The sequence below is a fragment of the Citrobacter sp. NCU1 genome, from assembly GCF_010231475.1.
Taxonomy (GTDB): Bacteria; Pseudomonadota; Gammaproteobacteria; order Enterobacterales; family Enterobacteriaceae; genus Citrobacter_D.
Map to the genome: position 1 here is coordinate 186,278 of NZ_NRDO01000006.1, position 23,835 is coordinate 210,112.

Here is a 23,835-nt window from a genome sequence, read left to right on the forward strand (position 1 = left end):
GTCATAAAGGCACAAAAAAACGAAAACAGGCACCGGGTGCAGCGTCCATCAGGCGGATGCCGCCGCCATGTAGCTCCAGCATCCGGCGCACGATAAGCAGGCCCAATCCGCCCCGCGCCTCGCGCGACGCTTTTTGGCTGAGCGCCGAGGGTCGCTGGAACAGTTGCTCGCGCATTTCCTCTTCCACCCCCGGCCCGCTGTCGGCCACCTCGACCTGCAACTGCGCATTTTCTTGCCATACTTTCAGCCGGATAGTGCCTCCTTGCGGTGTGTGGCGTACGGCGTTATCCAGTAAATTCGTGACGACGCGTTCGATCATTGAGACGTCAGCGTTGATCAGTGGCAGGGAGAGGGGCATATCGACCTGTAGGTGCAGTTGCCGGGTTTCTATCGACAGGTCGAACTTTTGCGCCACATCCTGAATCAGTTCGCCAATGGCAAAACGCTCCAGTTGGGGTTTGATACCGCCATGCTCAAGGCGCGCCAGTTCAAAAAGTTGCTGGGATAAATGTCTCACCTTATGCCCCTGGCGCAGGGCTATTGCCAGATACTGACGGTTGTCCTCCGGCGACAGCGCATCCGCTTTCATTGACAGCGTTTCCAGATACCCGAGGAGCGAGGTCAATGGCGTACGCAGATCGTGGGAGATATTGGCGATAAACTCACGGCGCTGCCGATCGCTATCGGACAGTTGATCCCACTGACAGGCAATTTTACGCGCCAGCTCAATAAAGGTATTACGCAACACTGCCACCTCATTACCCGGCTGCGGATCCGGCTCCTGCAGTGCCAGTTGTTTGATGGCGCTCATGCTGTCTTGCTCTATCCTGCTGACATCCGCCGTCAGCTGTTTTACCGGGCGCGTAACCCAATACCAGACCAGCATTCCCGCCAACAGACCAAACAGGGTCACGAGGAGTAGCGACCAGAATAAGGCATTCCACAGTGTCTTTTGCCACGCCGTATCGGCGAGAGCATTTAGCTCTTCGCCCTGCAAAATGATATACAGATACCCGCGCAACTCGCCGTCCAGACGAATTGGCGCCACGCTGAACACTTTTTGCTTATCAGCGCTTCGTGGATCATCACCGTAAATAGGCCAGGCGTTACTGGCGAGAAACTTTTGCAGCGGCGCGACATCGACCTGCTGGCGTTTCAGGTGCCCTGGCGGCGCAGCATCAGCCAGTAACTCTCCCTCCGGCGAAATCAGATAGAGTTCCACGCTGGGATTCAGTGTCATCAACCGGTCAAACAGGGTTTTCAACGTGTCGCGGTTAACCTGCCCATCGTTGTCCAGCAGCGGTTCGCTGATGACGATTTGCTGCGCCAGCCCGGCCGATAAACGCTGTACCATCGCATTGCCATACTGGTTGCTGCTGTAAAGCTGAACACCGCACGCTGCGACGGCGCAGAGCAGCAAAATAGCGGTAAACACCAGCGTTAGTCGCTGGCTCAACGTCAGGCGGCGAATCATGGCTGCGGCCCCGCTTTGTCGACGGCGAATTTATACCCCTTGCCCCAGACCGTAAGGATTATCTCTGGCTCGGCGGCGTCACGCTCAATTTTGATACGCAGGCGGTTAATGTGTGTATTCACCGTATGCTCGTACCCCTCATGTTGATAGCCCCAGACATTGTCCAGCAGCGACAGGCGGGAAAAGACTTCGCCGGGGTGACGGGCGAACCAGTACAGCAGGTCAAACTCACGTGGGGTGAGATCGACCAGCTCACCGCGTAGACGCACCTCGCGCGCCAGTGGGTCAAGCGCCAGGCCATGACATGCGAGCATACCGCTTTCCAGGCGGATATTTTTCCCCATCGCTTCCTGGCGGCGAAACAGCGCTTTAACGCGGGCAACAAGCTCGAGCACTGAAAAGGGTTTCGGCAGGTAATCATCCGCGCCCATTTCCAGCCCCAGCACGCGGTGAGTTTCACTGGTACGGGCGCTGATGATGATAACAGGCAGGTAGCGAGCCATCTGACGGATGCGACGGCAAATCTCCAGACCATCGACATTGGGCAGCATCAGGTCGAGGATCACCGCATCCCAAACCTGTTTCTCGAGTAACGTCAGGGCCTGCGCACCGTCGGCTTCATGGGTAATGTGATACCCCTCATCCCGCAGATTCAATTGCAGCAACGTGGCGATATCGCGATCATCTTCCACCAGCAGTATTTTCTTTGCGTCACTCATAGCTATTCACCCACGATGTCTTTAATAAAAGCTTACCGCAGGTGGGCGCGGCAAGTTATCACATTTTATTTAAACTTCCGTGAGGATGTGGTGATCATAAAACCGCCATGATGCGCTCATGTTTTTCACGGAGAGCGCACCATGCAATCATCATCTTCAGAACCGGTACACCCGCTGTGGCTGCGCTGTTGTCACTGGGTTAATGCCGTGGCCATTGCGGGCATGCTGTTTAGCGGCTGGCGCATCTATAACGCCTCTCCCTTATTTCCTTTTACCTTTCCGGCGCAGTTCACCCTGGGCGGCTGGCTCGGCGGCGCATTGCAATGGCATTTCGCCCTGATGTGGGTACTGATTATCAACGGCGCCGTCTATTTCTCGCTGGGGGGGTGAGTGGGCGCTTTAGGCGCAAATTTTTCCCGCTGTCATGGTGTTCGTTGAAAGAGACGCTTTCCCAGGCGCTGCGCGGCAAGCTACAGCACGCAGACCTGCGCCAGTACAACATGGTGCAAAAAATCGCCTATTTGCTGATCCTCATTGACGGTATTGGCCTGCTGTTTTCTGGCCTGGTGCTGTGGAAACCCGTGCAGTTTCCGTTGCTCAGTACGCTGCTCGGCGGCTACGAAGCAGCACGCTATATCCACTTTTTCTGTATGAGCGCAATGGCGCTGTTTGCTGTCATTCATCTGCTGATGGTACTGCTGGTACCGCGCACACTGCTGGCTATGCTGCGTGGACGCTAAGGAACTATTCATGAAAAAGACACGTTTTCTCTCCGACAGCGATGCCCGGGATCTGGTCAGGGATGCCGAAAAATTACTGAGCCCGGAGCGCCGTCGTTTGCTACGCCAGGGACTGACGCTCGGCGGCATTATGATGCTGACCGGTTGTGACATCTCCGATAATGCGGATGTGGAAAACGTATTGTCACGGATGTCTCGCTTTAACGACCGGGTACAGGGTTTTCTGTTTAGCGACCGCAATCTGGCACAGGAATACACATCCGCTGATATTTCCCGCGCCTTCCCGTTTAACGCCTTCTACGGGCGGGAAGATATCCCGCAGATTGATGGCCGCGATTACCAACTGGAGATCCGTGGGCTGGTGCGCGACACCCGCCGCTGGAGCCTGTCTGAACTGTATCGTATGCAGCAGGTGAATCAGATTACCCGTCATATTTGCGTTGAAGGATGGAGCGCTATCGGCAAATGGGGTGGTGTACCGTTTCGCCATTTTTTGACGCTGATTGGTGCCGATATGCGCGCTAAATACGTCAGCTTCCGCTGTGCGGACGAGTACTACACCAGCATTGATATGGCCACCGCGCTGCATCCGCAGACGCTGCTGGCGCTGACGTGGGACAACCAGATCCTTCCCCCGGAATATGGCTATCCCATGAAGTTACGCATCCCAACCAAGCTGGGATACAAAAATCCCAAGCATATTCAGGTTATTGAAATCACCAATCGTTTCCCGGGCGGTTACTGGGAAGATCAGGGTTACAACTGGTTTGGTGGCAGTTAATACAACAACGTAAACAACGAGGCAACACCATGAAAAAGATGATTATCGCGGCTACTGTGCTTTCTGCTCTGTTTATGGCCAACGTGCAGGCAGCAGACTCCATGAGCAAAGACAGTATGGCGAAAGACACCATGTCCAAACCGCATGACAGTATGTGCAAAGACAGCAAGTGCAAAGATGCCATGAGCAAGGATCACATGGGGAAAGACCAAATGGGCAAAATGGACAATATGAAAAAGGATGAGATGGGCAAAATGGACAACATGAAAAAGGACGAGATGGGCAAAAAAGACACCATGGGTCAATAAGCTAAGCAGGATGCCAGGCAGTGCAGTGAGTGCTGCCTGGTATATGTTGTAAGATTCGGGCGTTTTAGAAATTCTGTGTTATTCCAGTAACATATAAAAAAGGAATGACACATGTCCCAACCCTTCGATTTTGACAAAGTGCTCAAGGCACTCCAGTCCGGCAGGCATTAACCGGCAAAGACGGTATTCAACGACTTTATTCCAGAGGGCTCAGGTTGCTGAACGTGACCCCCATCTGTCTCAGAATGTGAAAGCCAACCGTAAAAAGACCATTAAAGCGCTAACCGGCAGCTTCCAACTGGTGACGCCGCGCGATCGTAATGGCACTGTTGAACCCCAGTGAGTGAAAAAGCATCAGACCACGCTGCCTGATGAGATCGAATGCAAGATCATTTACCTGTTCGCGCTGGATATGAACTCCCAGGACATCAGCCAGGAGATTGACGATTTATATGCGTTCAGCGTGTCCACTATGGCTGGGTAAGACCATACCACTCCCGGCGACTGTATCGACTATGACCGTATCCGTGACGATATTCTGCGGGATGCTGAAATATTCAATATCCGGCTGGTGGGCTTCGATACGTGGAACGCCACGCACTTACGTACCCAGTTGCAGGGAGCGGGCCTTGATGTGGAGCCGTTCCCGCAAACCTACCTGAAATTCAGCCCGGTAGCGAAATCCTTTGAAGTATTCGTTAACCGCAAGGTGGTGCGCCATCGTGGCGATCCGGTTCTGGCCTAGGCTATTGGTAACGTAGTGATGGGATTTGACGCCAATGCCAACATCAAGCCCAACAAAAAGAAATCCTCAAACAAGATAGACCCGGCTGTTTCTGTACTTATGGCATTCGGTACCTTCCAGGCTGAGCATGAGGATTTTGCTTATGATATGAGTATGTCTCACAAAGAAAGATTGTTGAAGTTCAATGGTATATAGAATGCATTTGATGTTAATTTAAACGGAAAGCATGAATGTAAAAACGTTACTCGTTACTGCATATTTAGATCGATGAGGAAATTAAAATGTCATTTTCAGCAACTGTGTTGAATGTGCTAATTGCATCACCATCGGATGTACCTGAAGAAAGAGAAGCTATTACAGAGAGCCTTTATGAATGGAATGCCTTAAATTCACAAACGACTGGTTTTGTATTGTTACCGGTAAGGTGGGAGTCCCACAGTGCTCCAGTAATGGGAGATAGGCCGCAGGGCATTATTAACAATCAGGTGGTTAGAAACTGCGACATGTTAATTGGTGCTTTTTGGACTCGTTTAGGGTCTCCAACAGGTGTTGAAGAAAGTGGTACCGTTGAGGAGATTAAGTGGTTTTTGAAACAACAAAAACCAGTGATGCTTTACTATTCAAAAAAACAAGTGGATCTCGATCTTATTGATACTCAACAACTTGAAAAATTAAAAGAATTTAAAAAAAGCATCAGAGACAAAGGGATACAAGAACAATATACGAATGTTGATGAGCTTAAAGTGAAGCTATCGCGTCAGTTAACAATCGTTTTGCGAGAAGTTTCAGTTAACACAGTTGTGGACGTTAGAGCTGTCAAGGCGGCCAAAAGCCACGAAGATGAACAAATTTATGGAAATCAACCAGCTTTGGCAAATCCAAATGTAAAAGCTGAAGTAAAAAATCCTATCATCAGTAGTGATATTCGCTTAATTGATTACACCGACAAAGCATTTGTAGTGATAGGAGATACAAGTGACCATGCACAAGAGCTAAAAGGCTTGGGTGGGAAATGGATCTCTGTTCGTTGGGGGGGGAAAGCGTGGATGTTTTCTAAGAAGAGACTGAACGAAGTATCAGAGCTTTTGGATCTGCCGCCACAAATGTTAAGTGAGGATGAAATAGTCTGAGTATGGGAGGCCCGGCTTTCGCCGGGCCGGGCTTGTTACGCTGCCGTTACTTCAATAAAAAAATCAAAGCAACGCACACTAGTACTGCGACAAATGGGCCTAGACCGATGTTGGCGAGTACCGTAATTAAACCGGTAACGGCAATCACACGTGCTGACAGCAGGTCTGAGCCCTTTTCAAAAGTATCCATTGACACCTCCGTCGGGGTCTTTGCCGGTCTCATGAAGAGTTGGGGGCAAAAGTTCAGACCCGTAGCACTTTCTTGTTCGCAGATGAACGGCTGCTACGACCCAACTGTACTGTAGGCATACGCCAATTCTTACTTACTAATACTTTTCCAAGGTATCCTATGAGTATCCTAGAAAAGTACGAAACTTGGTTTTTCACGTAACTCTTTGAAATTTGGTGGCCCCTGCTGGACTTGAACCAGCGACCAAGCGATTATGAGTCGCCTGCTCTAACCACTGAGCTAAGGGGCCGTGGCGAGGGATTATAAAGTAACTCTGTGCGGCAATCCAGCCATAACCGTACATATGCTGTTTTTATAAACAACGTATTTTCAATTCGTTATACTTCCCCTCTATTGTATTGCCTGGAGAGATATCATGGTTAAGGACATAATGGCGTTGGGGCTTCGTGTCGTGTTTTGCGGCATCAACCCAGGACTGTCTTCTTCGGGGACGGGGTTTCCCTTTGCGCATCCTGCTAACCGTTTCTGGAAGGTGATTCACCAGGCCGGGTTTACCGATCGCCAACTCAAACCGGAGGAGGCGCAACACCTGCTGGATTTCCGTTGCGGCGTGACCAAACTAGTCGACAGACCGACGGTACAAGCGAATGAAGTCTCGCGAGAGGAGTTGCACAGCGGCGGTCGCAACCTGATTGAGAAGATCGAGCGTTATCAGCCACAGGCGCTGGCAATTCTTGGTAAGCAGGCTTTTGAACAGGGATTTAGCCAGCGTGGCGTACAGTGGGGCAAACAGGCGATGAGTATTGGCACGACCCAGATATGGGTGTTACCGAATACCAGCGGGCTAAGTCGGATCACACTTGATAAGCTGGTCGAAGCCTATCGGGAGCTGGATGAGGCGCTGAGGGGGCACGGACGTTAAGTATGACGTGAAAACCCCGACGCAAGCCGGGGTTAAGTTGAATCATGACTCTTTCGCCAGGCGATCCCTGACTTCCATGAGGGCGAATCCCAACAGATTGTCACCCTGCCAGCGCGACGGGGTTGCGGCATCCGGATGATCTTTTGCTAAACCAATCCCCCAGATTTTATCGACCGGACTGGCTTCCACCAGAACACGAGGGGCGGTACTGAGAAGAAATGATTTGAGTGGCGGGTGCTGGCTAAACTTATGGTAATTGCCCTCGCAAACCAGTTCGAAACAGCTCTCCTGCCAGCGGCGTTCGTCAAATCCTGCGACTTTGCGGCCCAGCTTTTTGGCTTCTGCGGGCGTTTGCGCTGCGAGGATCTTTGTCAGCATGGCCTCATCGCCAAACAGACGCGCTTTGCCGGCCATCATCCAGTGCTCTGCCGTGGCATACACCACACCGTTATGACTGAAAGGCGAATTCTGCCACCACTGACTGAAACAAGAGGCGGTAATCGTTCCGTCGGCGGAGGGTTGATGTCCCCAGAACCACAGGTATTCAACATGCTGATTGTTATCGAGCGCGCGGACCAGTGCAGGGAGTGAATAGCATCCTTGTTGCATGGGGGTTACTCCTGTAAAAAAGCCCTCACGAGGAGGGCTTAAGAACAATGAAAAACGATTAATCGTCGAGGAAGCTACGCAGCACTTCAGAACGGCTCGGGTGACGCAGTTTACGCAGCGCCTTCGCTTCGATCTGACGGATACGTTCGCGGGTTACGTCGAATTGTTTACCCACTTCTTCCAGCGTGTGGTCGGTGTTCATGTCGATACCGAAACGCATACGCAGCACTTTCGCTTCACGCGCGGTAAGGCCAGCCAGCACGTCGTGCGTTGCGGCACGCAGGCTCTCGGTGGTGGCAGAGTCCAGCGGCAGCTCGAGGGTGGTATCCTCGATGAAATCACCCAGATGCGAATCTTCATCGTCGCCGATCGGCGTTTCCATGGAGATAGGTTCTTTCGCGATCTTCAGCACTTTACGGATCTTGTCTTCCGGCATCAGCATGCGTTCAGCCAGTTCTTCCGGCGTCGGTTCGCGACCCATCTCTTGCAGCATCTGGCGGGAGATACGGTTGAGCTTGTTGATGGTCTCAATCATATGCACCGGGATACGGATGGTACGCGCCTGATCCGCGATAGAACGGGTGATCGCCTGACGGATCCACCAGGTTGCATAGGTGGAGAACTTGTAACCGCGACGGTATTCAAACTTATCGACCGCTTTCATCAGACCGATGTTGCCTTCCTGAATCAGATCGAGGAACTGCAGACCACGGTTGGTGTACTTCTTGGCGATGGAGATAACCAGACGCAAGTTCGCTTCAACCATCTCTTTTTTCGCACGGCGGGCTTTTGCTTCACCGATGGACATACGACGGTTGATGTCTTTTACCTGTTCGATAGTCAGGCCAGTTTCTTCTTCAATCTGCTGCAGTTTCTGCAGGCCGCGGTGAACGTCATCTGCCACGTCGTGCAGTTTTTCAGACCACGGTTTGTTCATCGCGATTGCGGCGTTGAACCAGGTTTCGCTGGTTTCATTGCCGGTGAACAGGGTGATGAAGTTTTTCTTCGGCATTTTGCACTGCTCGACGCAGAGCTTCATGATCAGACGTTCCTGGGTACGGACGCGATCCATCATGACGCGCATGCTGTTTACCAGGTAGTCGAACTGTTTTGGCACCAGGCGGAACTGTTTGAACACTTCAGAAAGCTTCTGAATCTCAGCCTGTGCAGCTGCATGGCTGCGGCCTTTCGCTTTGATGGTGTCGCGGGTGACTTCGTATTGTGTACGCAATTCCGCGAATTTTTCGCGCGCCAGTTCAGGGTCGATGCTGTTGTCGTCGTCGCTGTTGTCGTCGTCGCCGTCTTCTTCGTCTTCGTCTTCGTCGTCATCCAGCTCTTCCTGAGAGAGTTCAGAACCGACGTGAGTGGCGGTAGGCGCCAGGTCTTCTTCCGCGTTCGGATCAACAAAACCGGTGATCAGATCGGACAGACGCGCTTCTTCAGCTTCAACGCGATCGTACTGTTCAAGCAGATAGGTAATGGCTTCCGGATACTCGGCAACGGAGCATTGAACCTGGTTTATCCCGTCTTCGATACGTTTGGCGATGTCGATTTCGCCTTCACGGGTTAACAGTTCAACCGTGCCCATTTCACGCATATACATGCGAACCGGGTCTGTTGTACGACCGATTTCAGATTCCACGCTGGAGAGAACCTGTGCCGCAGCTTCTTCCGCGTCTTCATCGGTGCTGTTGGTGTTTTCAGCAAGCAGCAGATCATCGGCATCCGGTGCTTCTTCCATCACCTGAATACCCATGTCATTGATCATTTGGATGATATCTTCGATTTGATCTGAATCGACGATATCTTCCGGCAGATGGTCATTGACCTCGGCATAGGTCAGATAGCCTTGCTCCTTACCACGTTGGACAAGAAGCTTCAGCTGTGACTGCGGGTTTTGCTCCATAAGACGGTATCCACACTTAATTCGTTTGATTGGTGTTGGGCGGTTAAACCGCCAACGGCAAAACGAGGGCATACTTATATTTGTGCCGCTGCCTCTCAGTGCGGCTGTCGGGGGCTTCCCGAACGATATTCGGCACTTAAGCCGTTAAATACTTCATCCTTCACGTGGTCTCTGTGTTAGCGACATTCTCTCATCCTGGTCATGTACTGATGTACGCTCCCAGGAATTCGTTCTCTAGCTACCTTGATACAACGTGAATGATTTTGTCTTTTGTTTATTTCCTGGCCAGTTCCTGGTTTAGCGTCCAGAGTTCCCGGCGTTCTTCGCTGCTTAAACCGTGTGTGCGCTCACGAGCTATCAACTCTTCCTGGCGCAGCTCAAGCATCGAATCAAACATATGGTTGAGTGAGTCGGTGAAGGTTTTTTCTGCGATATCCTTATCTGCTATATCGTCCCACATCGACAATTTTTCAAGGGTCGCCGCATCATTTGTGCCGCGATAATGTTCTAAAAGTTGTCCGGTGGTCAGACCTGGCTGAGACAGACAAGTGTTGACCAGTTCTACAAATAAGCCAAGTCCTGGCAATTTTTTTGGATCCAGCCCACCCAGCGGTGGCACTAACGGTGCTAAATCTGGGTTTTGTACCAGTAATCCTATCAGTATACGCATGGTCGTGCGTTTTAGCTGCGGAGCTGGCCGGGAAGCACCATTTTCTGCCAGTTTTGGCATTAAACGTTCAAGCTGGCTGTCATCCAGAATGCCGAGCTTGTTGCCCAGTTCCTGTCGCAAATAAATACGCAGCGTTTCACCCGGCACTTGCGTGATTAACGGCAGCGCCAGCGTACTGAGCTGGGCGCGTCCGTCCGGAGTACTCAAATCCACTTGCGGCAACAGGCTGTTAAACAAAAACGCGGAGAGCGGTAATGCCTGCTCCATCCGGGCTTCGAACGCTTCTTTACCTTCTTTACGCACCAGCGTGTCAGGATCTTCACCGTCAGGTAAGAACATAAAGCGTAACTGGCGACCATCCGTCATATAAGGCAGCGCGGTTTCCAGCGCTCGCCATGCGGCATCGCGTCCGGCACGGTCACCGTCGTAACAGCAAATGACGTTGTTCGTCGCACGGAATAACAGTTGGATGTGATCGGCAGTGGTCGATGTCCCCAGAGACGCCACGGCGTAGTTAATGCCGTATTGCGCCAGCGCTACCACATCCATATAACCTTCCACCACTAACAGGCGCTGTGGGTCAGCGTTATCCTGCTGGGCTTCATAAAGGCCATACAACTGACGACCTTTATGAAAAATATCGGTTTCCGGGGAGTTCAGGTATTTCGGCAGGGCATCGCCCAATACACGACCACCAAAACCAATCACCCGTCCACGCTTATCGCGGATGGGGAACATCACCCGTTCGCGGAAGCGGTCGTAACTGCGTCCCTGATCGTTGGTAACCAACATACCCGCATCAACCAGCGATTTGCGATTATCAGTATTGTCGCCAAACCGTTTCAGGACGTTGTCCCAGCCGGGGGGCGCAAAACCAATGGCAAACCGGGCGATCACATCGCGACTTAATCCTCGCTTTTCCAGATACTGGCGCGCGGGGGTAGCGGCGGGTTGCATCAGAGACTGTTGATAAAATGTGTTCAGACCGTCCATCAATTGATAAAGGCTTTGCCGTTGATGGCGCTCTATCTGACTGGGTCCGTTGCCTGCTTCATAGGGCACTTCAAGATTGTGCATCGCGGCCAGCTCTTCGACCGTTTCCACAAACTCGAGCTTGTCGTAGTTCATGAGAAAATCGACGGCGTTGCCGTGCGCGCCACATCCAAAGCAGTGATAAAACTGTTTTTCACCGTTTACGGTGAAAGAGGGGGTTTTTTCGTTATGGAACGGACAGCACGCATGGTAATTTTTGCCCTGTTTTTTTAGCTTCACCCGTGCATCGATGAGATCGACGATGTCGGTGCGCGCCAGCAGGTCATTGATAAATACGCGTGGGATTCGTCCAGCCATAGGCCCCGTTTATTTTTTAAAACTCATAAACGAAAATAAGCCGCGCATTCCTTTCGGAAGCACGGCCTTACAACTACAACTCGGTCTGAATTGAGGGCCGCGACCCTCAGAAGACTTAGTACAGACGAGTACGGCGTGCGTTTTCGCGAGCCAGTTTCTTCGCGTGACGTTTCACAGCGGAAGCTTTAGCGCGCTTACGTTCGGTAGTCGGTTTTTCATAGAATTCACGACGACGAACTTCCGCCAGAACACCTGCTTTTTCGCAGGAACGCTTGAAGCGACGCAGTGCTACGTCGAACGGCTCGTTTTCACGTACTTTAATTACCGGCATGTAACTCTCACCTTTAATAAATTCGGTTTGCCGCTGGCATCAACGCCAGCTTATTTCAAAATGGTGCGGAATTTTACTGCAATTGCTGCTGCTTTGTAAAGCACCGCGGCCTTTTTTGAAAGGGACTTTTATAAGGGTGAGGAGTATACACGAGGCTTCTTCCAGGGGCGAACAAAGTTTTACATCAACCCGCATTGGTCCTACACTGCGCGGTAATAGAGCGAGGTAGAATAAGTCATGCGTGTATTGGGTATTGAGACATCCTGCGATGAAACCGGCATCGCCATTTACGACGATGAAACGGGTCTGTTGGCCAACCAATTGTATAGTCAGGTGAAATTGCACGCTGACTACGGCGGCGTGGTGCCTGAACTGGCCTCGCGCGATCACGTGCGCAAAACCGTACCGCTGATCCAGGCGGCGTTGAAAGAAGCGGGTTTAACGGCGAAAGAAATTGATGCGGTGGCGTATACCGCAGGACCGGGTCTGGTCGGCGCGCTGCTGGTCGGCGCAACCGTTGGGCGTTCACTGGCCTTTGCGTGGAATGTTCCTGCCATCCCTGTGCATCATATGGAAGGTCATCTGCTGGCACCCATGCTGGAAGAGAATCCGCCGGAATTTCCGTTTGTCGCGCTGCTGGTTTCTGGCGGTCACACTCAGCTCATTAGCGTGACTGGGGTCGGCCAGTACGAACTGCTGGGCGAATCCATTGATGATGCGGCGGGTGAAGCCTTTGATAAAACTGCCAAACTGCTGGGGCTCGATTATCCTGGCGGCCCGATGTTGTCGAAAATGGCGGCCCAGGGGACTGTGGGGCGTTTTGTGTTCCCACGCCCGATGACCGATCGTCCGGGGCTGGATTTCAGCTTTTCCGGCCTGAAGACCTTTGCGGCTAACACGATTCGCAGCAATGGCGATGACGATCAGACCCGTGCTGATATCGCCCGTGCGTTTGAAGATGCGGTAGTGGATACGTTGATGATCAAGTGCAAACGCGCACTGGATCAGACAGGCTTCAAACGTCTGGTGATGGCGGGTGGCGTGAGCGCCAACCGCACACTGCGCGCTAAGCTTGCCGAGATGATGCAAAAGCGTCGTGGCGAAGTCTTTTATGCGCGTCCGGAGTTTTGTACGGATAACGGCGCGATGATCGCTTATGCCGGGATGGTGCGTTTTAAAGCCGGAGCTACGGCAGATCTCGGCGTGACCGTGCGTCCACGCTGGCCTCTGGCGGAGTTACCTGCGGCGTAATGTTTGTTAGCCGGATAGTGGCGCAAGCGCCTTATCCGGCTAACAAAAACGGCAGCCCCGACCAGCGTCTCCACGGGGCAATTACACGCGCAGCATCCCTTTTTCTTCTAAAAATTCAATAATCGTCGCTAAACCGTCACCTGCTTTCAGGTTGGTAAACGTCCACGGACGCTCGCCGCGCATGCGGTTGGTGTCTCGCTCCATGACCTCCAGCGACGCGCCCACGTAAGGGGCCAGATCGGTTTTGTTGATCACCAGAAAATCGGATTTAGTGATCCCCGGACCGCCTTTGCGCGGGATCTTTTCACCTTCGGCAACATCAATCACGTAGATCGTCAGATCCGCTAATTCCGGGCTGAAGGTGGCGCTCAGGTTGTCGCCGCCGCTCTCGACAAAAATCAAATCCAGATTGCCGAATTTTTCGCTTAACGCTTCTACCGCCGCGAGGTTCATCGAAGCGTCTTCACGGATAGCGGTATGCGGACAGCCGCCGGTTTCGACCCCGACAATCCTCTCCGGCGCCAGCGCGCCCGCTTCGGTGAGGATGCGCTGATCCTCTTTGGTATAAATGTCGTTCGTCACCACGGCCAACTGATACGTCTCGCGCATGGCTTTGCATAGCGCTTCCAGCAGGGCAGTTTTACCGGAACCGACCGGGCCGCCCACGCCCACACGCAGGGGATGTTTATATTCAGTCATTGTCTCTCCTCAGGAGCGAAATAAACGGCAATATTGGGTTTCGTGACGGGCAGACGCGATAGCGGCCAGCGGTGTTGTTGAACCCAGATTTTCATCAGGGCACAACAACGCCTGGGCCATGCCCTGCGCGAAGTGTTCGCAAAGCGCAAGAATCAAACGCTGCGCCGCCTGTTGACCAAACGGCACCAGTTTAACCCCGGCCATCACGGCGCTCTCTATCCAGCTGTATCCGAGACTTAACGCCTGATCCGGGAGCGGAATCCGCCACTGCACGCCGAGCCAGGCCATACCGCAAAGTTGGCTGTCAGCCATGAGCGCGCGCCACGGTGGCGGGCAGTCTGGAATCCAGTCCACCACCAGTTTTGTGAACGCAGCACCTCTGCTGCGCTCTTCTGCACGCAGTTCCCGGGTTTCCCGACAGGCCAGCAGATACGCCGTCCAGCGGCGGGCGGCGGCGATATCGTCCTGTTCGCAGGCACGGAATATCCGGGCGAACAGCGGTAGATCGACAGTAAAAAAATTGTGCTCCATTTGCTGCGTCTGCCAGCGGGTAAATTCGTCCACGTTTGTTACCCAGCCGGTTTCCACGGCCCACTCCAGTCCCTGGGACCAGGTAAATGAGCCCACCGGTAAACTGCTGCTGGCGAGCTGCATCAGGCGGAGCTGTTGAGTTTCACGCATCAGTGCGCATGGCCCGAGTGATGGCTGTGGGTGCCGCTGGCATACGCGCCTGCCTCGGGTTCAAACGGCAGATGGGCGAAGGTGACCTCCAGTTGGAACTGGCGCAGCATATCGTCCAGCACGTGATCGTGGTGATAACGCAACTCGTCCGGCAGGATCTGCAACGGGACATGGCGATTACCGAGGTGGTAACAGGCTTTGGCGAGCAGGAACGGATCGAGGCAGCGCACCACCGAAACGGCTTCGTTTGCGGCGATGATCTCCACGACGTCGGTGCCGTCATCCGTGCTCAGGCGATCGCCGCCGCGCAGTAGCAGGCCACGCGGCAAGCATAATCCCGCTTCTCGCCCGTCGTTTAGCTGTACTTTCGCCCGGCTTTTCACACGCATATCAATGGGTAGCGTCAGCGTGGCAGTCACCGCAGCAGGTGTTTCAATACGTTGCGTCAGAAACAGCATCTCGTCTCCTCAAAATAAAAAATAGCGTTGTGCCATCGGCAGTACGTCAGCCGGTTCGCTGGTAATAAGTTCACCGTCAATGCGTACCTCGTAGGTCTGGGCATCAACGGTGATGTTAGGTTGCAGGTTGTTGTGGATCATGTCGGCTTTTTTCACTGTCCGACAGCCCTTCACTACGGCGGTTGCGCTGCGCAAATTGAGCCGTTGCGCCACGCCATTTTCTGCGGCGGCCTGCGAAAGGAATGTCAGGCGGGTGTGATGACGTGCGGCGCCGAGCGCCCCAAACATCATGCGGTAATGCACGGGCTGCGGTGTCGGAATCGAGGCGTTGATGTCGCCCATCGGCGCGCAGACAATCATCCCGCCTTTCACGATCGCTGCGGGCTTAACGCCGAAAAAGGCCGGCGACCAGAGCACCAAATCCGCCAGCTTGCCGGGTTCGATAGAACCCACTTCATGCGCGATGCCGTGGGTCAGCGCCGGGTTAATGGTGTACTTGGCGATATAGCGTTTAACGCGCAGGTTATCGTTGTCTCCCGATTCTTCAGCAAGGGGGCCGCGTTGCACCTTCATTCGGTGCGCCACCTGCCAGGTGCGCAAGATCACTTCGCCGACGCGCCCCATCGCCTGAGAATCGGACGAGGTCAGAGAAAACGCGCCGATATCATGCAGTACATCTTCGGCGGCGATGGTCTCCCGACGAATGCGCGATTCAGCAAATGCCACATCCTCGGCGATATCCGGGTCGAGATGGTGGCAGACCATCAGCATGTCGAGATGCTCGTCGATGGTGTTGACGGTATACGGCAACGTCGGATTGGTGGAGGAGGGGAGAATATGGGCGTGCGCGCAGGCGGTGATGATATCCGGCGCATGACCGCCGCCCGCCCCTTCAGTGTGAAAAGTATGAATCGTGCGATCGCCAATCGCGGCCAGCGTATCTTCGACAAAACCGGACTCGTTCAGCGTGTCGCTGTGCAGCGCCACCTGAATGTCCATCTCTTCGGCCACGGTCAGTGCGCAGTTGATCGCTGCGGGCGTAGCGCCCCAATCTTCATGGATCTTAAGGCCGATAGCTCCAGCGGCGATCTGCTCGCGAAGCGTGTCGGGATGCGATCCATTGCCTTTGCCGAGCAAACCGATATTCACCGGTAGCGTATCTGCCGCCTGTAGCATTCGGGCGATATACCACGGACCTGGCGTACAGGTGGTGGCATTGGTGCCCGCTGCGGGGCCGGTGCCGCCGCCGATCATTGTCGTCACGCCAGACACCAGCGCCTCTTCCGCTTGCTGGGGGCAGATCCAGTGGATGTGCGTATCCACCCCGCCGGCGGTGACGATCTTGCCTTCACCGGCGATCGCCTCAGTTCCGACGCCGACAGGGATCGTGACATCAGGTTGAATATCCGGGTTACCGGCTTTGCCAATGGCGAAGATCCTGCCGTCTTTAATGCCGATATCGGCTTTAACGATCCCCCAGTGATCGACGATCAGCGCATTAGTGATCACCAGATCCACACATGCGTCAGCGGTCATCTGGCCCTGCCCCATACCGTCGCGGATCACTTTGCCACCGCCGAACTTTACTTCTTCACCATAGGTGGTGAGATCGTTTTCCACTTCGATCCACAATTCGGTATCAGCCAGACGCACTTTATCGCCGGTTGTTGGGCCGAACATATCGGCATATGCCTGTCGGGAAATCTCACTCATCGCCCACCTCCAGTGGCCCCATGACTTCACCGCGAAAGCCAAAAATACGTTGCGCGCCGGCCACGCGCACCAGTTCGACCTCCCGCTTTTGCCCCGGCTCAAATCGCACCGCGGTGCCTGCGGGAATATTCAGGCGAAAACCGCGCGCAGCCTCGCGGGTAAAGCGCAGCGCCGGATTCACCTCGTAAAAGTGGTAGTGCGATCCGATCTGGATCGGGCGATCGCCATGATTTTCCACCACGACGGTGCAGGTTTCCCGTCCTTCGTTGATCGCTATCTTCCCTGCGGAGATCTTGTATTCGCCAGGAATCATCGTTGCTCCTTACACGATCGGATTGTGGACGGTGACCAGCTTTGAGCCGTCCGGAAAGGTGGCTTCAACCTGAATATCCGGGATCATTTCCGGCACGCCCTCCATCACCTGATCGCGCGTCAGGATATGGCGACCCTCATCCATCAGTGAGGCCACGCTTTTTCCATCACGCGCGCCTTCCATAATGAATGCGCTAATCAATGCCACCGATTCCGGGTAATTCAGTTGAAGGCCACGGGCCAGGCGACGCTCCGCCACCAGTGCGGCGGTAAAGAGCAACAGCTTGTCTTTCTCTCTCGGGGTCAGTTCCATAGTGAGTCTCTTAGGTTTGCCAGATACGGGGTGGGTGGGGGGGTTTTTCCGTCAACAGCGGGCGCAGAAAGTGCCAGATGTCACGCATCACGCGCTGTACGACCAGGTTGTCATCGGCGAGAAAACGGACTGTCAGCAGCGAGTCGACCAGCGTCGCTCCCGCATAATCGCCGAGAGGCGTCAGTCGTTCGCGCGTGCCGTCCAACATAGTTTCCGTTGCCGGGTAGCACAGCAGGGTGCCGCACCACGGGTGATTCGCGATGACTGACAACTCGCCATGACCCAGATGCAGTCGTTCAATCAGCAGCGGAACACCGTCACACCACACTTCAAGTCGGTTATGCAGTTCACCGTGGCTGAATCTTTCCTGCATGACTGGCCGCCCGAGACAAAGTAGATCCCAGGCCAGCAGGCGGCTCTCTGACGTAAGATGAAACACCGAATGAATAGTGGCATTTGCGCCGGGGAAGAGGATCGTATCCTGCGGTAGCCACTCCAGCGTGGCGTTGGGAGCCAGTCTAAAATCCTGGCGCAAGCGGGCCTGGGGACCGCAACTGCGATAAAATTTTCCCGCGCCAGGCATGGTGATTAAGACATGGCTGTTCGTTTCGAGAGCGACGGAGAGGTGTAACTCGTCACCGCCGACAACCCCGCCTGGAGGGTGGAGCAAATAAAGGTGGCAGACGTCATCTTCCGGATAAAACGGACGTTGCACCGTCAGCGGGCCCAGATGGCGAGCCGAAAGAAGCACTGTCTTGTGCGCGGCACGGGTAAACCGCAGATCCAGTTTGGCCTGCCAGCCCCGAGTGAGAGTCTCTTGCGCAACCGTGTCCAGAGCGTTTCCCTTATCTGCATGAGGGTGTGTGCATGGCAAAAAGTATGCCTCAGCGCTCCGGCAAAACGGTCATATGAGAAGCTTATGGAAAGAGGGACGGGTATGGTGCCAGCGGCCAGGCAGGTCCGATGAAGGTTACCAGCCTGCGCTGACGACGGGCAGAGAATCAGATCACTCGGGATCTTTTTCGCTTTTCTTCTTCAGTTTTGTCCAGATCTTCGTTTCCTGGCGACGCCACAGCCGCTGGATGTTGTCATGGTGACGCAGCAAGATCAGGCACGACAGTAAGGAGACCGGAAGGGTGAACTGCGGTTTAAACCACCAGACATAGAACGGCGCGATCAGGGCGCTGACAATAGCGCCAAGCGACGAATAGCCACTCAACAACACGGTGAGCAACCAGGTGCCCGCCATGACACCCGTTAAGTCCCAACCAATCGGCGCTATCGCGCCAAAGGCGGTAGCGACACCTTTGCCACCTTTAAAGCCAAAGAAGACCGGCCAGATATGCCCCAGACAGGCTGCGATCGCAATCAACCCCAACCAGAGAGGGCTGACGCCTAACGCGTATGCGCCCCAGACGGGTAACATGCCCTTCAGGACGTCGAAAACCAATACCGCTACGGCCGCTCCCTTGCCACCGATTCGTAACACATTGGTCGCGCCCGGATTACCGGAACCGCTCTCACGCGGGTCGGGCAGTCCAGCGATGCGGCAGACCAGAATGGCGCTGGAAATTGAGCCGCAGAGGTACGCGAAGAGGATCATTCCAGGCGCGATTGCACTCATAAGCTGTTCCGTTTTGAAAATGTCGTGTTAAACGTTACTTCTGTGGATAATACGCATAATTCGCCGGAAGTGGTATCCGGGTTAGCCAAAAAGCGAGCAGGTCGTGATGGATATTGTATTTATAGAGCAACTTTCGGTCATCACCACAATCGGTGTTTATGACTGGGAACAGACCATTGAACAGAAACTGGTGTTCGATATCGAAATGGCGTGGGACAACCGAAAATCAGCCAAAAGCGATGATGTGGCGGATTGTCTAAGCTATGCAGACATTGCCGAAACGGTTGTCAATCACGTGGAAGGCGCTCGTTTTGCACTGGTTGAGCGGGTGGCGGAAGAGGTTGCCGAACTGCTGCTGGCACGCTTTAATTCTCCGTGGGTACGCATCAAACTCAGTAAACCTGGCGCTGTGGCGCGCGCGGCAAATGTGGGCGTCATCATTGAGCGTGGCAATAATCTGAAAGAAAATAATTAACTTTATAATTTTTAAACCAACTGGGTATAAATGGGTCTTAACGCAGGATCCATTTTTTGCTGCATAATTTTTTACATTTAGGGGTTTATTGATGAGCGATATGCACTCGCTGCTGGTAGCGGCAATTTTGGGTGTGGTCGAAGGATTAACGGAGTTTTTGCCCGTATCCAGTACCGGGCACATGATTATCGTTGGTCATCTTTTGGGGTTTGAAGGCGATACCGCGAAGACGTTTGAAGTGGTGATTCAACTGGGATCTATCCTCGCTGTCGTTGTGGTGTTCTGGCGACGTTTATTCGGACTGATCGGCATTCATTTTGGCCAGCGACCGCATGAAGGCACCGGAAAAGGGCGTCTGACGCTGGGGCATATTCTGTTGGGGATGATCCCTGCCGTGGTGCTGGGACTGGTATTCCACGACACCATTAAATCGCTATTTAACCCGGTTAACGTGATGTATGCGCTGGTGGTCGGTGGTTTGTTGCTGATTGCGGCGGAATGTCTGAAGCCGAAAGAGCCGCGCGCACCGGGTCTCGACGACATGACTTATCGTCAGGCATTTATGATCGGCTGTTTCCAGTGCCTGGCGCTGTGGCCTGGCTTTTCTCGCTCAGGGGCCACGATTTCCGGCGGTATGCTGATGGGCGTGAGCCGTTATGCTGCCTCTGAATTCTCCTTCTTGCTGGCCGTGCCGATGATGATGGGGGCCACTGCGCTGGATCTCTATAAAAGCTGGTCGTTTCTGACGGTTGCCGACATCCCGATGTTTGCCGTCGGCTTTGTCACCGCTTTTGTCGTTGCGCTGGTGGCGATCAAGACCTTCCTGCAACTGATCAAACGCATCTCGTTCATTCCGTTTGCGATTTACCGTTTTATCGTTGCAGCGGCCGTTTACGTGGTGTTCTTCTGATTTCAGATTGCCGGAGAAGCCGTTTACGCGACTCTCCGGCCATTATTCTGGCTTAGGACAGCGCAATGCTTTCCACTCCGTCACGGCTTCAATCCGGCGTCGGGTCAGCTCTTCACGAATCGCCTGGCCTTTGAATCCTGCTTCAACCACCTCTTTGGTCGGTACGGCCTGCGCCACCTGCCAGGCTTCTCGTAACCAGCGGCCTTGCGGATAGTCCGACGCTTCAAAGCCCGTACGCCCGCGAACATCCGCTTCGCTGGTTAGTGCAATTTGTTCCACCCGTTGCGGTTTTCGCCACGCATCAATCGAATCGAACAGTTTAACGATCGTTTTTGGCTGCAAAATGGGGAAGGTGTGAATGAGATCGTGGAACTCCGCCACCAGTTTGGCCAAATCGCGAATGTCATTGGGGACGCGTAAACGCTGGCATAACTGCTCCACCAGTTTAACGCCCGCCGGGCCATGACCATGATGACTCGGCCAGAACTCTTTTGGCGTTAATCCTTTGCCCAGGTCGTGACACAGCGTGGCGAAGCGCACATCGACTTGCGGACTGAGCATGGCGGCCATCGACAGCGTCATCAGCGTGTGGATCCCGGTATCGATTTCTGGGTGCCACTTTACCGGGGCGGGGACACCAAACAGGGCGTCAATTTCGGGGAACAGTACGCGCAACGCACCACAGTCGCGGAGAACCTGGAAGAAGACCTGCGGATTGCGGGTGGTCAGGGCATTTTCGGTTTCTTTCCACACCCTTTCCGGCGTGAGGTGTTCTAGTTCACCGGCGGTCGTCATCTCACGCATCAGCGTCATAGTTTCATCAGCAATACGGAAGCTGAGGTGGGCATAGCGGGCGGCAAAACGCGCCACGCGCAGGACGCGCAGCGGATCTTCGCTGAAAGCGGGAGAGACATGGCGTAACAAGCGGTTGTCCAGATCGCGACACCCGTGATACGGGTCGATGATCTGGCCGTCGTCGTCACGCGCAAGGGCGTTGATCGTCAGGTCACGACGTTGCAAATCGTCTTCCAGCGTCACGTCGGCGGCGGCATAACAGGTAAAGCCGGTATAACCTGAACCCGATTTACGCTCGGTGCGCGCCAGCGCATATTCTTCACGTGTTTGCGGGTGAAGAAAGACGGGAAAATCGCGGCCTACCTGCTGGTAGCCCGCGTTAAGCATCTCCTGAGGCGTGGCGCCAACCACCACCCAATCTTTATCTTTAACCGGTAGCCCTAACAACGCGTCCCGAACAGCACCACCGACCAGATAAATCTTCACGCCACTTCCTCTCCTGAAAAACATCATCTCTCAATGATATGTCAGTGCGGAGGAGAAGGCGATTTAGTTCATCCAGCGGTCTTTGCGTTTACGGCTTGGGATCATGTGCGGCAGGACGAGGCCGAGCAGCAGACCGAGCCCCAGCACACCACCGCCATACATAAACCACTGCATGATAATGGTGCGCTGTTTGTCATCAAGCTGAACGCTGGCGGCATCGACTTTCTTCTGCGCGACGATCAGCTCATTTTTCAGCTTCTGGTTCTCTGCTTTTAACCCGTTAATCACGCTGTCGCTCTGCGACACTTTTTGTTGCATGTCAGCCGTGCGCTGATTCCAGGTCGTATCAATATTGTTGAGCTTATCGGTCAGCGTTTTGACCTGATTTTCCAGATCCGGTACGCGAATACGCAGGCTGGGGGTACTGTTCAACTCTTTCATCGGGATCCAGGCAGTACGACCGGTACTGTCTTTTACCTGAGCGTAATTAGTATTGGCGTCGGTTTGTAACAGAGTCACTTCCTCACCGGCGTTTATCGTACCCAGGAGGCGATAGTTGTCCCCCGGACCGCTACGGACCCAGGTGTTCAGTTCATCAGAAACATAGCGCTTTTCTTCGGCATGGGAGACGGCAGTGGCGCTAAGTGCAAGTAAAGTTAATCCAATCAGGCGTAATTTTGGCATCAGGCTGTCGTTATTGTCATGGAAAGTGGAACGATAGTAGTGGCATCAGTGTCTCTACGCAAAACATTCGACATCTATCGGAATCTTCTGTGTCATCTATGCCACTGTTTCAAACTTTTACGCCCGTCAAATTGCTCGTTGTATGGCTATTTGGCGCAAAATACTATGTACTGACAAACAAGAACGCATTAAGTTCGCCGTCATTCTTCCCATATGTGACATAACCCATAAGTACAAGGCCATGGCTCAGGAAATCGAATTAAAGTTTATCGTCAATCGCGAAGCGGTAGACGCACTGCGTGACCATCTGCACACGTTAGGCGGGGAGCATCATGCCCCCAGTCAATTGCTGAATATTTACTACGAAACAGCAGATAATTGGCTGCGTAGTCACGATATGGGGCTGCGTATTCGGGGCGAGAACGGTCATTATGAAATGACCCTGAAAATCGCCGGTCGGGTGACAGGGGGACTGCATCAGCGTCCGGAATATAATGTACCGCTGACCGAACCGACGCTGGATCTCGCCAAACTTCCCCCGGAAATCTGGCCTAACGGCGAACTGCCGGCCGATCTCGCCTCACAAGTACAACCGCTGTTTCGCACTGATTTTTATCGTGAAAAATGGGTGGTTGAGGTTGAAGGTAGCCAAATTGAAATCGCACTCGATCTGGGTGATGTGAAGGCGGGAGAGTTTGCTGAGCCGATCTGTGAACTGGAGCTTGAGCTGTTAAAAGGCGATATGCACAGTGTGCTGAAACTGGCAAACCAACTGGTTTCCCAGTCCGGATTACGGCAGGGCAGCCTGAGCAAAGCGGCCCGTGGTTACCATCTGGCGCAGGGAAACCCTCCGCGTGAAATCAAAGCGACAGAAGTTCTGAAAGTGCCGGCGAAAGCCAGCGTTGAGCAGGGGCTTGAGGCCGCGCTGGAGTTAGCATTGTCACAGTGGCAATACCATGAAGAGTTATGGGTTCGCGGTGAGAAAAAGGCCAAAGCCGATGTCCTGGCGGCGATGGGACTGGTTCGCCACGCAATCATGCTGTTCGGCGGGATTGTTCCTCGCAAAGCAAGCGCTCACTTACGTGATTTGTTCACCCAGTCAGAAGCGACGATCACCTCAGCGGTTTCAGCGGTGACGGCGGTTTACAGTACACAAACGGCAACGGCCAAACTGGCGTTGACGGAATGGCTGGTAACCAAAGCCTGGCAGCCGTTTCTTGATGCCAAAGCGCAGGACAAAATTTCAGATTCGTTTAAACGTTTTGCGGATACACACCTCTCACGGCATGCCGCTGATCTGAAATCGGTTTTCGGCCAGCCTTTAGGTGATCAGTATAACGATCAGCTTCCGCGCCTGAACCGTAACATTGATTGCATCTTATTACTGGCCGGTTATTACGACACCCATGTGGTGCAGGGCTGGCTGGCGAACTGGCAGGGATTGCGCTATGCGATTGCGATCCGCCAATATGTTGAAATTGAACATTTCCGCAACGAAGCGATTTCTCAGGAACCGTTCTGGCTACACAGCGGAAAACGATAATCTGGCAAGGATACTT

Annotated in this window: 25 protein-coding genes, 1 tRNA gene and 3 pseudogenes; 11 read left to right on the plus strand and 18 right to left on the minus strand. The window is 53.6% G+C overall.

Going from position 1 to position 23,835, the window contains the following annotated elements; all coding sequences use genetic code 11:
- Nucleotide 1: 1 nt before the first annotated feature.
- Both CJP72_RS03190 and CJP72_RS03195 read right to left on the minus strand, forming a co-directional pair.
- The gene (locus tag CJP72_RS03190) at nucleotides 2-1,474 is read right to left on the minus strand and encodes a sensor histidine kinase (RefSeq protein ID WP_162379449.1); all 1,473 of its coding nucleotides are present in this window, start codon (nucleotides 1,472-1,474) and stop codon (nucleotides 2-4) included.
- Entirely contained in the window at nucleotides 1,471-2,193 is a 723-nt protein-coding gene (locus tag CJP72_RS03195; RefSeq protein WP_162379450.1) for a response regulator transcription factor, read from the minus strand. Before CJP72_RS03195 ends, CJP72_RS03190 begins: the two co-directional genes overlap by 4 nt.
- A 141-nt stretch (nucleotides 2,194-2,334) precedes the next feature.
- Between CJP72_RS03195 and CJP72_RS03200 the strand changes: the two are divergent.
- The 6 genes and pseudogenes from CJP72_RS03200 to CJP72_RS03225 all read left to right on the plus strand — a co-directional run bounded on the left by CJP72_RS03200 (nucleotide 2,335) and on the right by CJP72_RS03225 (nucleotide 5,897).
- Nucleotides 2,335-2,933, plus strand: a pseudogene (locus CJP72_RS03200) (cytochrome b/b6 domain-containing protein).
- Between the two features lie 10 nt (nucleotides 2,934-2,943).
- A complete protein-coding gene (locus CJP72_RS03205; RefSeq protein ID WP_162379451.1) occupies nucleotides 2,944-3,714 on the plus strand; it encodes a molybdopterin-dependent oxidoreductase in 771 nt (256 codons plus the stop codon).
- A gap of 29 nt (nucleotides 3,715-3,743) precedes the next feature.
- Nucleotides 3,744-4,022, plus strand: coding sequence for a pentapeptide MXKDX repeat protein (locus tag CJP72_RS03210; protein ID WP_162379452.1), 279 nt, complete (start codon nucleotides 3,744-3,746; stop codon nucleotides 4,020-4,022).
- A gap of 111 nt (nucleotides 4,023-4,133) precedes the next feature.
- Nucleotides 4,134-4,494, plus strand: a pseudogene (locus tag CJP72_RS26090) (transposase); the annotation flags it as partial.
- Nucleotides 4,495-4,512: 18 nt separating this feature from the next.
- A pseudogene (locus CJP72_RS03220) lies at nucleotides 4,513-4,962 on the plus strand (terminase TerL endonuclease subunit); the annotation flags it as partial.
- 86 nt (nucleotides 4,963-5,048) lie between these two features.
- The gene (locus CJP72_RS03225) at nucleotides 5,049-5,897 is read left to right on the plus strand and encodes a DUF4062 domain-containing protein (RefSeq protein WP_162379453.1); all 849 of its coding nucleotides are present in this window, start codon (nucleotides 5,049-5,051) and stop codon (nucleotides 5,895-5,897) included.
- A 46-nt stretch (nucleotides 5,898-5,943) separates the two neighbouring features.
- Here the strand turns inward: CJP72_RS03225 and CJP72_RS25190 are convergent, their stop codons facing one another.
- The gene (locus CJP72_RS25190) at nucleotides 5,944-6,087 is read right to left on the minus strand and encodes a hypothetical protein (protein WP_193568569.1); all 144 of its coding nucleotides are present in this window, start codon (nucleotides 6,085-6,087) and stop codon (nucleotides 5,944-5,946) included.
- Between the two features lie 213 nt (nucleotides 6,088-6,300).
- A tRNA-Ile gene (locus tag CJP72_RS03230) sits at nucleotides 6,301-6,376 on the minus strand.
- Nucleotides 6,377-6,502: 126 nt separating this feature from the next.
- On the opposite strand from CJP72_RS03230, the gene mug reads away from it, so the two are divergent.
- Complete coding sequence (gene mug, locus CJP72_RS03235) at nucleotides 6,503-7,009, plus strand: G/U mismatch-specific DNA glycosylase (protein ID WP_162379454.1); 507 nt, start codon at nucleotides 6,503-6,505, stop codon at nucleotides 7,007-7,009.
- 42 nt (nucleotides 7,010-7,051) lie between these two features.
- Here the strand turns inward: mug and CJP72_RS03240 are convergent, their stop codons facing one another.
- From CJP72_RS03240 to rpsU, 4 genes are all read right to left on the minus strand, one after another.
- A complete protein-coding gene (locus CJP72_RS03240; RefSeq protein WP_162379455.1) occupies nucleotides 7,052-7,618 on the minus strand; it encodes an NADAR family protein in 567 nt (188 codons plus the stop codon).
- A gap of 58 nt (nucleotides 7,619-7,676) precedes the next feature.
- Nucleotides 7,677-9,524 (minus strand): RNA polymerase sigma factor RpoD, encoded by a 1,848-nt coding sequence (gene rpoD / locus CJP72_RS03245; RefSeq protein ID WP_162379456.1) that lies wholly within the window; start codon nucleotides 9,522-9,524, stop codon nucleotides 7,677-7,679.
- A 274-nt stretch (nucleotides 9,525-9,798) separates the two neighbouring features.
- A complete protein-coding gene (gene dnaG / locus CJP72_RS03250; protein ID WP_162379457.1) occupies nucleotides 9,799-11,544 on the minus strand; it encodes a DNA primase in 1,746 nt (581 codons plus the stop codon).
- A gap of 115 nt (nucleotides 11,545-11,659) precedes the next feature.
- Complete coding sequence (gene rpsU / locus CJP72_RS03255; protein WP_001144069.1) at nucleotides 11,660-11,875, minus strand: 30S ribosomal protein S21; 216 nt, start codon at nucleotides 11,873-11,875, stop codon at nucleotides 11,660-11,662.
- 237 nt (nucleotides 11,876-12,112) lie between these two features.
- On the opposite strand from rpsU, the gene tsaD reads away from it, so the two are divergent.
- A complete protein-coding gene (tsaD, locus tag CJP72_RS03260; RefSeq protein WP_162379458.1) occupies nucleotides 12,113-13,126 on the plus strand; it encodes a tRNA (adenosine(37)-N6)-threonylcarbamoyltransferase complex transferase subunit TsaD in 1,014 nt (337 codons plus the stop codon).
- Between the two features lie 81 nt (nucleotides 13,127-13,207).
- Here the strand turns inward: tsaD and ureG are convergent, their stop codons facing one another.
- From ureG to plsY, 8 genes are all read right to left on the minus strand, one after another.
- Entirely contained in the window at nucleotides 13,208-13,825 is a 618-nt protein-coding gene (gene ureG / locus CJP72_RS03265; RefSeq protein WP_162379459.1) for an urease accessory protein UreG, read from the minus strand.
- A gap of 9 nt (nucleotides 13,826-13,834) precedes the next feature.
- On the minus strand, nucleotides 13,835-14,506 hold the full coding sequence (locus tag CJP72_RS03270; RefSeq protein WP_162379460.1) for an urease accessory protein UreF: 672 nt from the start codon (nucleotides 14,504-14,506) through the stop codon (nucleotides 13,835-13,837).
- The gene (ureE, locus tag CJP72_RS03275) at nucleotides 14,506-14,964 is read right to left on the minus strand and encodes an urease accessory protein UreE (RefSeq protein WP_162379461.1); all 459 of its coding nucleotides are present in this window, start codon (nucleotides 14,962-14,964) and stop codon (nucleotides 14,506-14,508) included. Before ureE ends, CJP72_RS03270 begins: the two co-directional genes overlap by 1 nt.
- Nucleotides 14,965-14,973: 9 nt before the next feature.
- Entirely contained in the window at nucleotides 14,974-16,677 is a 1,704-nt protein-coding gene (gene ureC / locus CJP72_RS03280) for an urease subunit alpha (RefSeq protein ID WP_162379462.1), read from the minus strand.
- Nucleotides 16,670-16,990 (minus strand): urease subunit beta, encoded by a 321-nt coding sequence (locus CJP72_RS03285; RefSeq protein ID WP_162379463.1) that lies wholly within the window; start codon nucleotides 16,988-16,990, stop codon nucleotides 16,670-16,672. The genes ureC and CJP72_RS03285 overlap by 8 nt, the downstream gene beginning before the upstream one ends.
- 9 nt (nucleotides 16,991-16,999) lie before the next feature.
- The gene (locus CJP72_RS03290) at nucleotides 17,000-17,302 is read right to left on the minus strand and encodes an urease subunit gamma (protein WP_162379464.1); all 303 of its coding nucleotides are present in this window, start codon (nucleotides 17,300-17,302) and stop codon (nucleotides 17,000-17,002) included.
- A gap of 10 nt (nucleotides 17,303-17,312) precedes the next feature.
- A complete protein-coding gene (locus CJP72_RS03295) occupies nucleotides 17,313-18,137 on the minus strand; it encodes an urease accessory protein UreD (protein WP_193568576.1) in 825 nt (274 codons plus the stop codon).
- Between the two features lie 171 nt (nucleotides 18,138-18,308).
- Complete coding sequence (plsY, locus tag CJP72_RS03300; RefSeq protein WP_162379465.1) at nucleotides 18,309-18,926, minus strand: glycerol-3-phosphate 1-O-acyltransferase PlsY; 618 nt, start codon at nucleotides 18,924-18,926, stop codon at nucleotides 18,309-18,311.
- 106 nt (nucleotides 18,927-19,032) lie between these two features.
- Between plsY and folB the strand changes: the two genes are divergently transcribed.
- Together folB and bacA are read left to right on the plus strand one after the other, a co-directional pair.
- Nucleotides 19,033-19,401 carry a bifunctional dihydroneopterin aldolase/7,8-dihydroneopterin epimerase gene (folB, locus tag CJP72_RS03305; protein WP_162379466.1) on the plus strand — a complete coding sequence of 123 codons (369 nt, stop codon included), beginning with the start codon at nucleotides 19,033-19,035 and terminating at the stop codon, nucleotides 19,399-19,401.
- A 91-nt stretch (nucleotides 19,402-19,492) separates the two neighbouring features.
- Nucleotides 19,493-20,311 carry an undecaprenyl-diphosphate phosphatase gene (gene bacA, locus CJP72_RS03310; protein ID WP_162379467.1) on the plus strand — a complete coding sequence of 273 codons (819 nt, stop codon included), beginning with the start codon at nucleotides 19,493-19,495 and terminating at the stop codon, nucleotides 20,309-20,311.
- A gap of 42 nt (nucleotides 20,312-20,353) precedes the next feature.
- Here bacA and CJP72_RS03315 read toward each other — a convergent pair whose 3' ends face one another.
- Complete coding sequence (locus CJP72_RS03315) at nucleotides 20,354-21,592, minus strand: multifunctional CCA addition/repair protein (RefSeq protein WP_162379468.1); 1,239 nt, start codon at nucleotides 21,590-21,592, stop codon at nucleotides 20,354-20,356.
- Between the two features lie 63 nt (nucleotides 21,593-21,655).
- Nucleotides 21,656-22,276 (minus strand): TIGR04211 family SH3 domain-containing protein, encoded by a 621-nt coding sequence (locus tag CJP72_RS03320; RefSeq protein WP_162379469.1) that lies wholly within the window; start codon nucleotides 22,274-22,276, stop codon nucleotides 21,656-21,658.
- A 241-nt stretch (nucleotides 22,277-22,517) separates the two neighbouring features.
- Here CJP72_RS03320 and CJP72_RS03325 point away from each other — a divergent pair, with 241 nt between their 5' ends.
- Nucleotides 22,518-23,819 carry a CYTH domain-containing protein gene (locus CJP72_RS03325; protein WP_162379470.1) on the plus strand — a complete coding sequence of 434 codons (1,302 nt, stop codon included), beginning with the start codon at nucleotides 22,518-22,520 and terminating at the stop codon, nucleotides 23,817-23,819.
- The last annotated feature ends 16 nt before the right edge of the window (nucleotides 23,820-23,835 follow it).

Excerpts from the sequence above, each read along its gene's own strand:
- CJP72_RS03190 (WP_162379449.1), bottom strand. The coding sequence starts at position 1,474 with ATGATTCGCCGCCTGACGTTGAGCCAGCGACTAACGCTGGTGTTTACC.
- CJP72_RS03195 (WP_162379450.1), bottom strand. The coding sequence starts at position 2,193 with ATGAGTGACGCAAAGAAAATACTGCTGGTGGAAGATGATCGCGATATC.
- CJP72_RS03205 (WP_162379451.1), top strand. The coding sequence starts at position 2,944 with ATGAAAAAGACACGTTTTCTCTCCGACAGCGATGCCCGGGATCTGGTC.
- CJP72_RS03210 (WP_162379452.1), top strand. The coding sequence starts at position 3,744 with ATGAAAAAGATGATTATCGCGGCTACTGTGCTTTCTGCTCTGTTTATG.
- CJP72_RS03225 (WP_162379453.1), top strand. The coding sequence starts at position 5,049 with ATGTCATTTTCAGCAACTGTGTTGAATGTGCTAATTGCATCACCATCG.
- CJP72_RS25190 (WP_193568569.1), bottom strand. The coding sequence starts at position 6,087 with ATGGATACTTTTGAAAAGGGCTCAGACCTGCTGTCAGCACGTGTGATT.
- mug (WP_162379454.1), top strand. The coding sequence starts at position 6,503 with ATGGTTAAGGACATAATGGCGTTGGGGCTTCGTGTCGTGTTTTGCGGC.
- CJP72_RS03240 (WP_162379455.1), bottom strand. The coding sequence starts at position 7,618 with ATGCAACAAGGATGCTATTCACTCCCTGCACTGGTCCGCGCGCTCGAT.
- rpoD (WP_162379456.1), bottom strand. The coding sequence starts at position 9,524 with ATGGAGCAAAACCCGCAGTCACAGCTGAAGCTTCTTGTCCAACGTGGT.
- dnaG (WP_162379457.1), bottom strand. The coding sequence starts at position 11,544 with ATGGCTGGACGAATCCCACGCGTATTTATCAATGACCTGCTGGCGCGC.
- rpsU (WP_001144069.1), bottom strand. The coding sequence starts at position 11,875 with ATGCCGGTAATTAAAGTACGTGAAAACGAGCCGTTCGACGTAGCACTG.
- tsaD (WP_162379458.1), top strand. The coding sequence starts at position 12,113 with ATGCGTGTATTGGGTATTGAGACATCCTGCGATGAAACCGGCATCGCC.
- ureG (WP_162379459.1), bottom strand. The coding sequence starts at position 13,825 with ATGACTGAATATAAACATCCCCTGCGTGTGGGCGTGGGCGGCCCGGTC.
- CJP72_RS03270 (WP_162379460.1), bottom strand. The coding sequence starts at position 14,506 with ATGCGTGAAACTCAACAGCTCCGCCTGATGCAGCTCGCCAGCAGCAGT.
- ureE (WP_162379461.1), bottom strand. The coding sequence starts at position 14,964 with ATGCTGTTTCTGACGCAACGTATTGAAACACCTGCTGCGGTGACTGCC.
- ureC (WP_162379462.1), bottom strand. The coding sequence starts at position 16,677 with ATGAGTGAGATTTCCCGACAGGCATATGCCGATATGTTCGGCCCAACA.
- CJP72_RS03285 (WP_162379463.1), bottom strand. The coding sequence starts at position 16,990 with ATGATTCCTGGCGAATACAAGATCTCCGCAGGGAAGATAGCGATCAAC.
- CJP72_RS03290 (WP_162379464.1), bottom strand. The coding sequence starts at position 17,302 with ATGGAACTGACCCCGAGAGAGAAAGACAAGCTGTTGCTCTTTACCGCC.
- plsY (WP_162379465.1), bottom strand. The coding sequence starts at position 18,926 with ATGAGTGCAATCGCGCCTGGAATGATCCTCTTCGCGTACCTCTGCGGC.
- folB (WP_162379466.1), top strand. The coding sequence starts at position 19,033 with ATGGATATTGTATTTATAGAGCAACTTTCGGTCATCACCACAATCGGT.
- bacA (WP_162379467.1), top strand. The coding sequence starts at position 19,493 with ATGAGCGATATGCACTCGCTGCTGGTAGCGGCAATTTTGGGTGTGGTC.
- CJP72_RS03320 (WP_162379469.1), bottom strand. The coding sequence starts at position 22,276 with ATGCCAAAATTACGCCTGATTGGATTAACTTTACTTGCACTTAGCGCC.
- CJP72_RS03325 (WP_162379470.1), top strand. The coding sequence starts at position 22,518 with ATGGCTCAGGAAATCGAATTAAAGTTTATCGTCAATCGCGAAGCGGTA.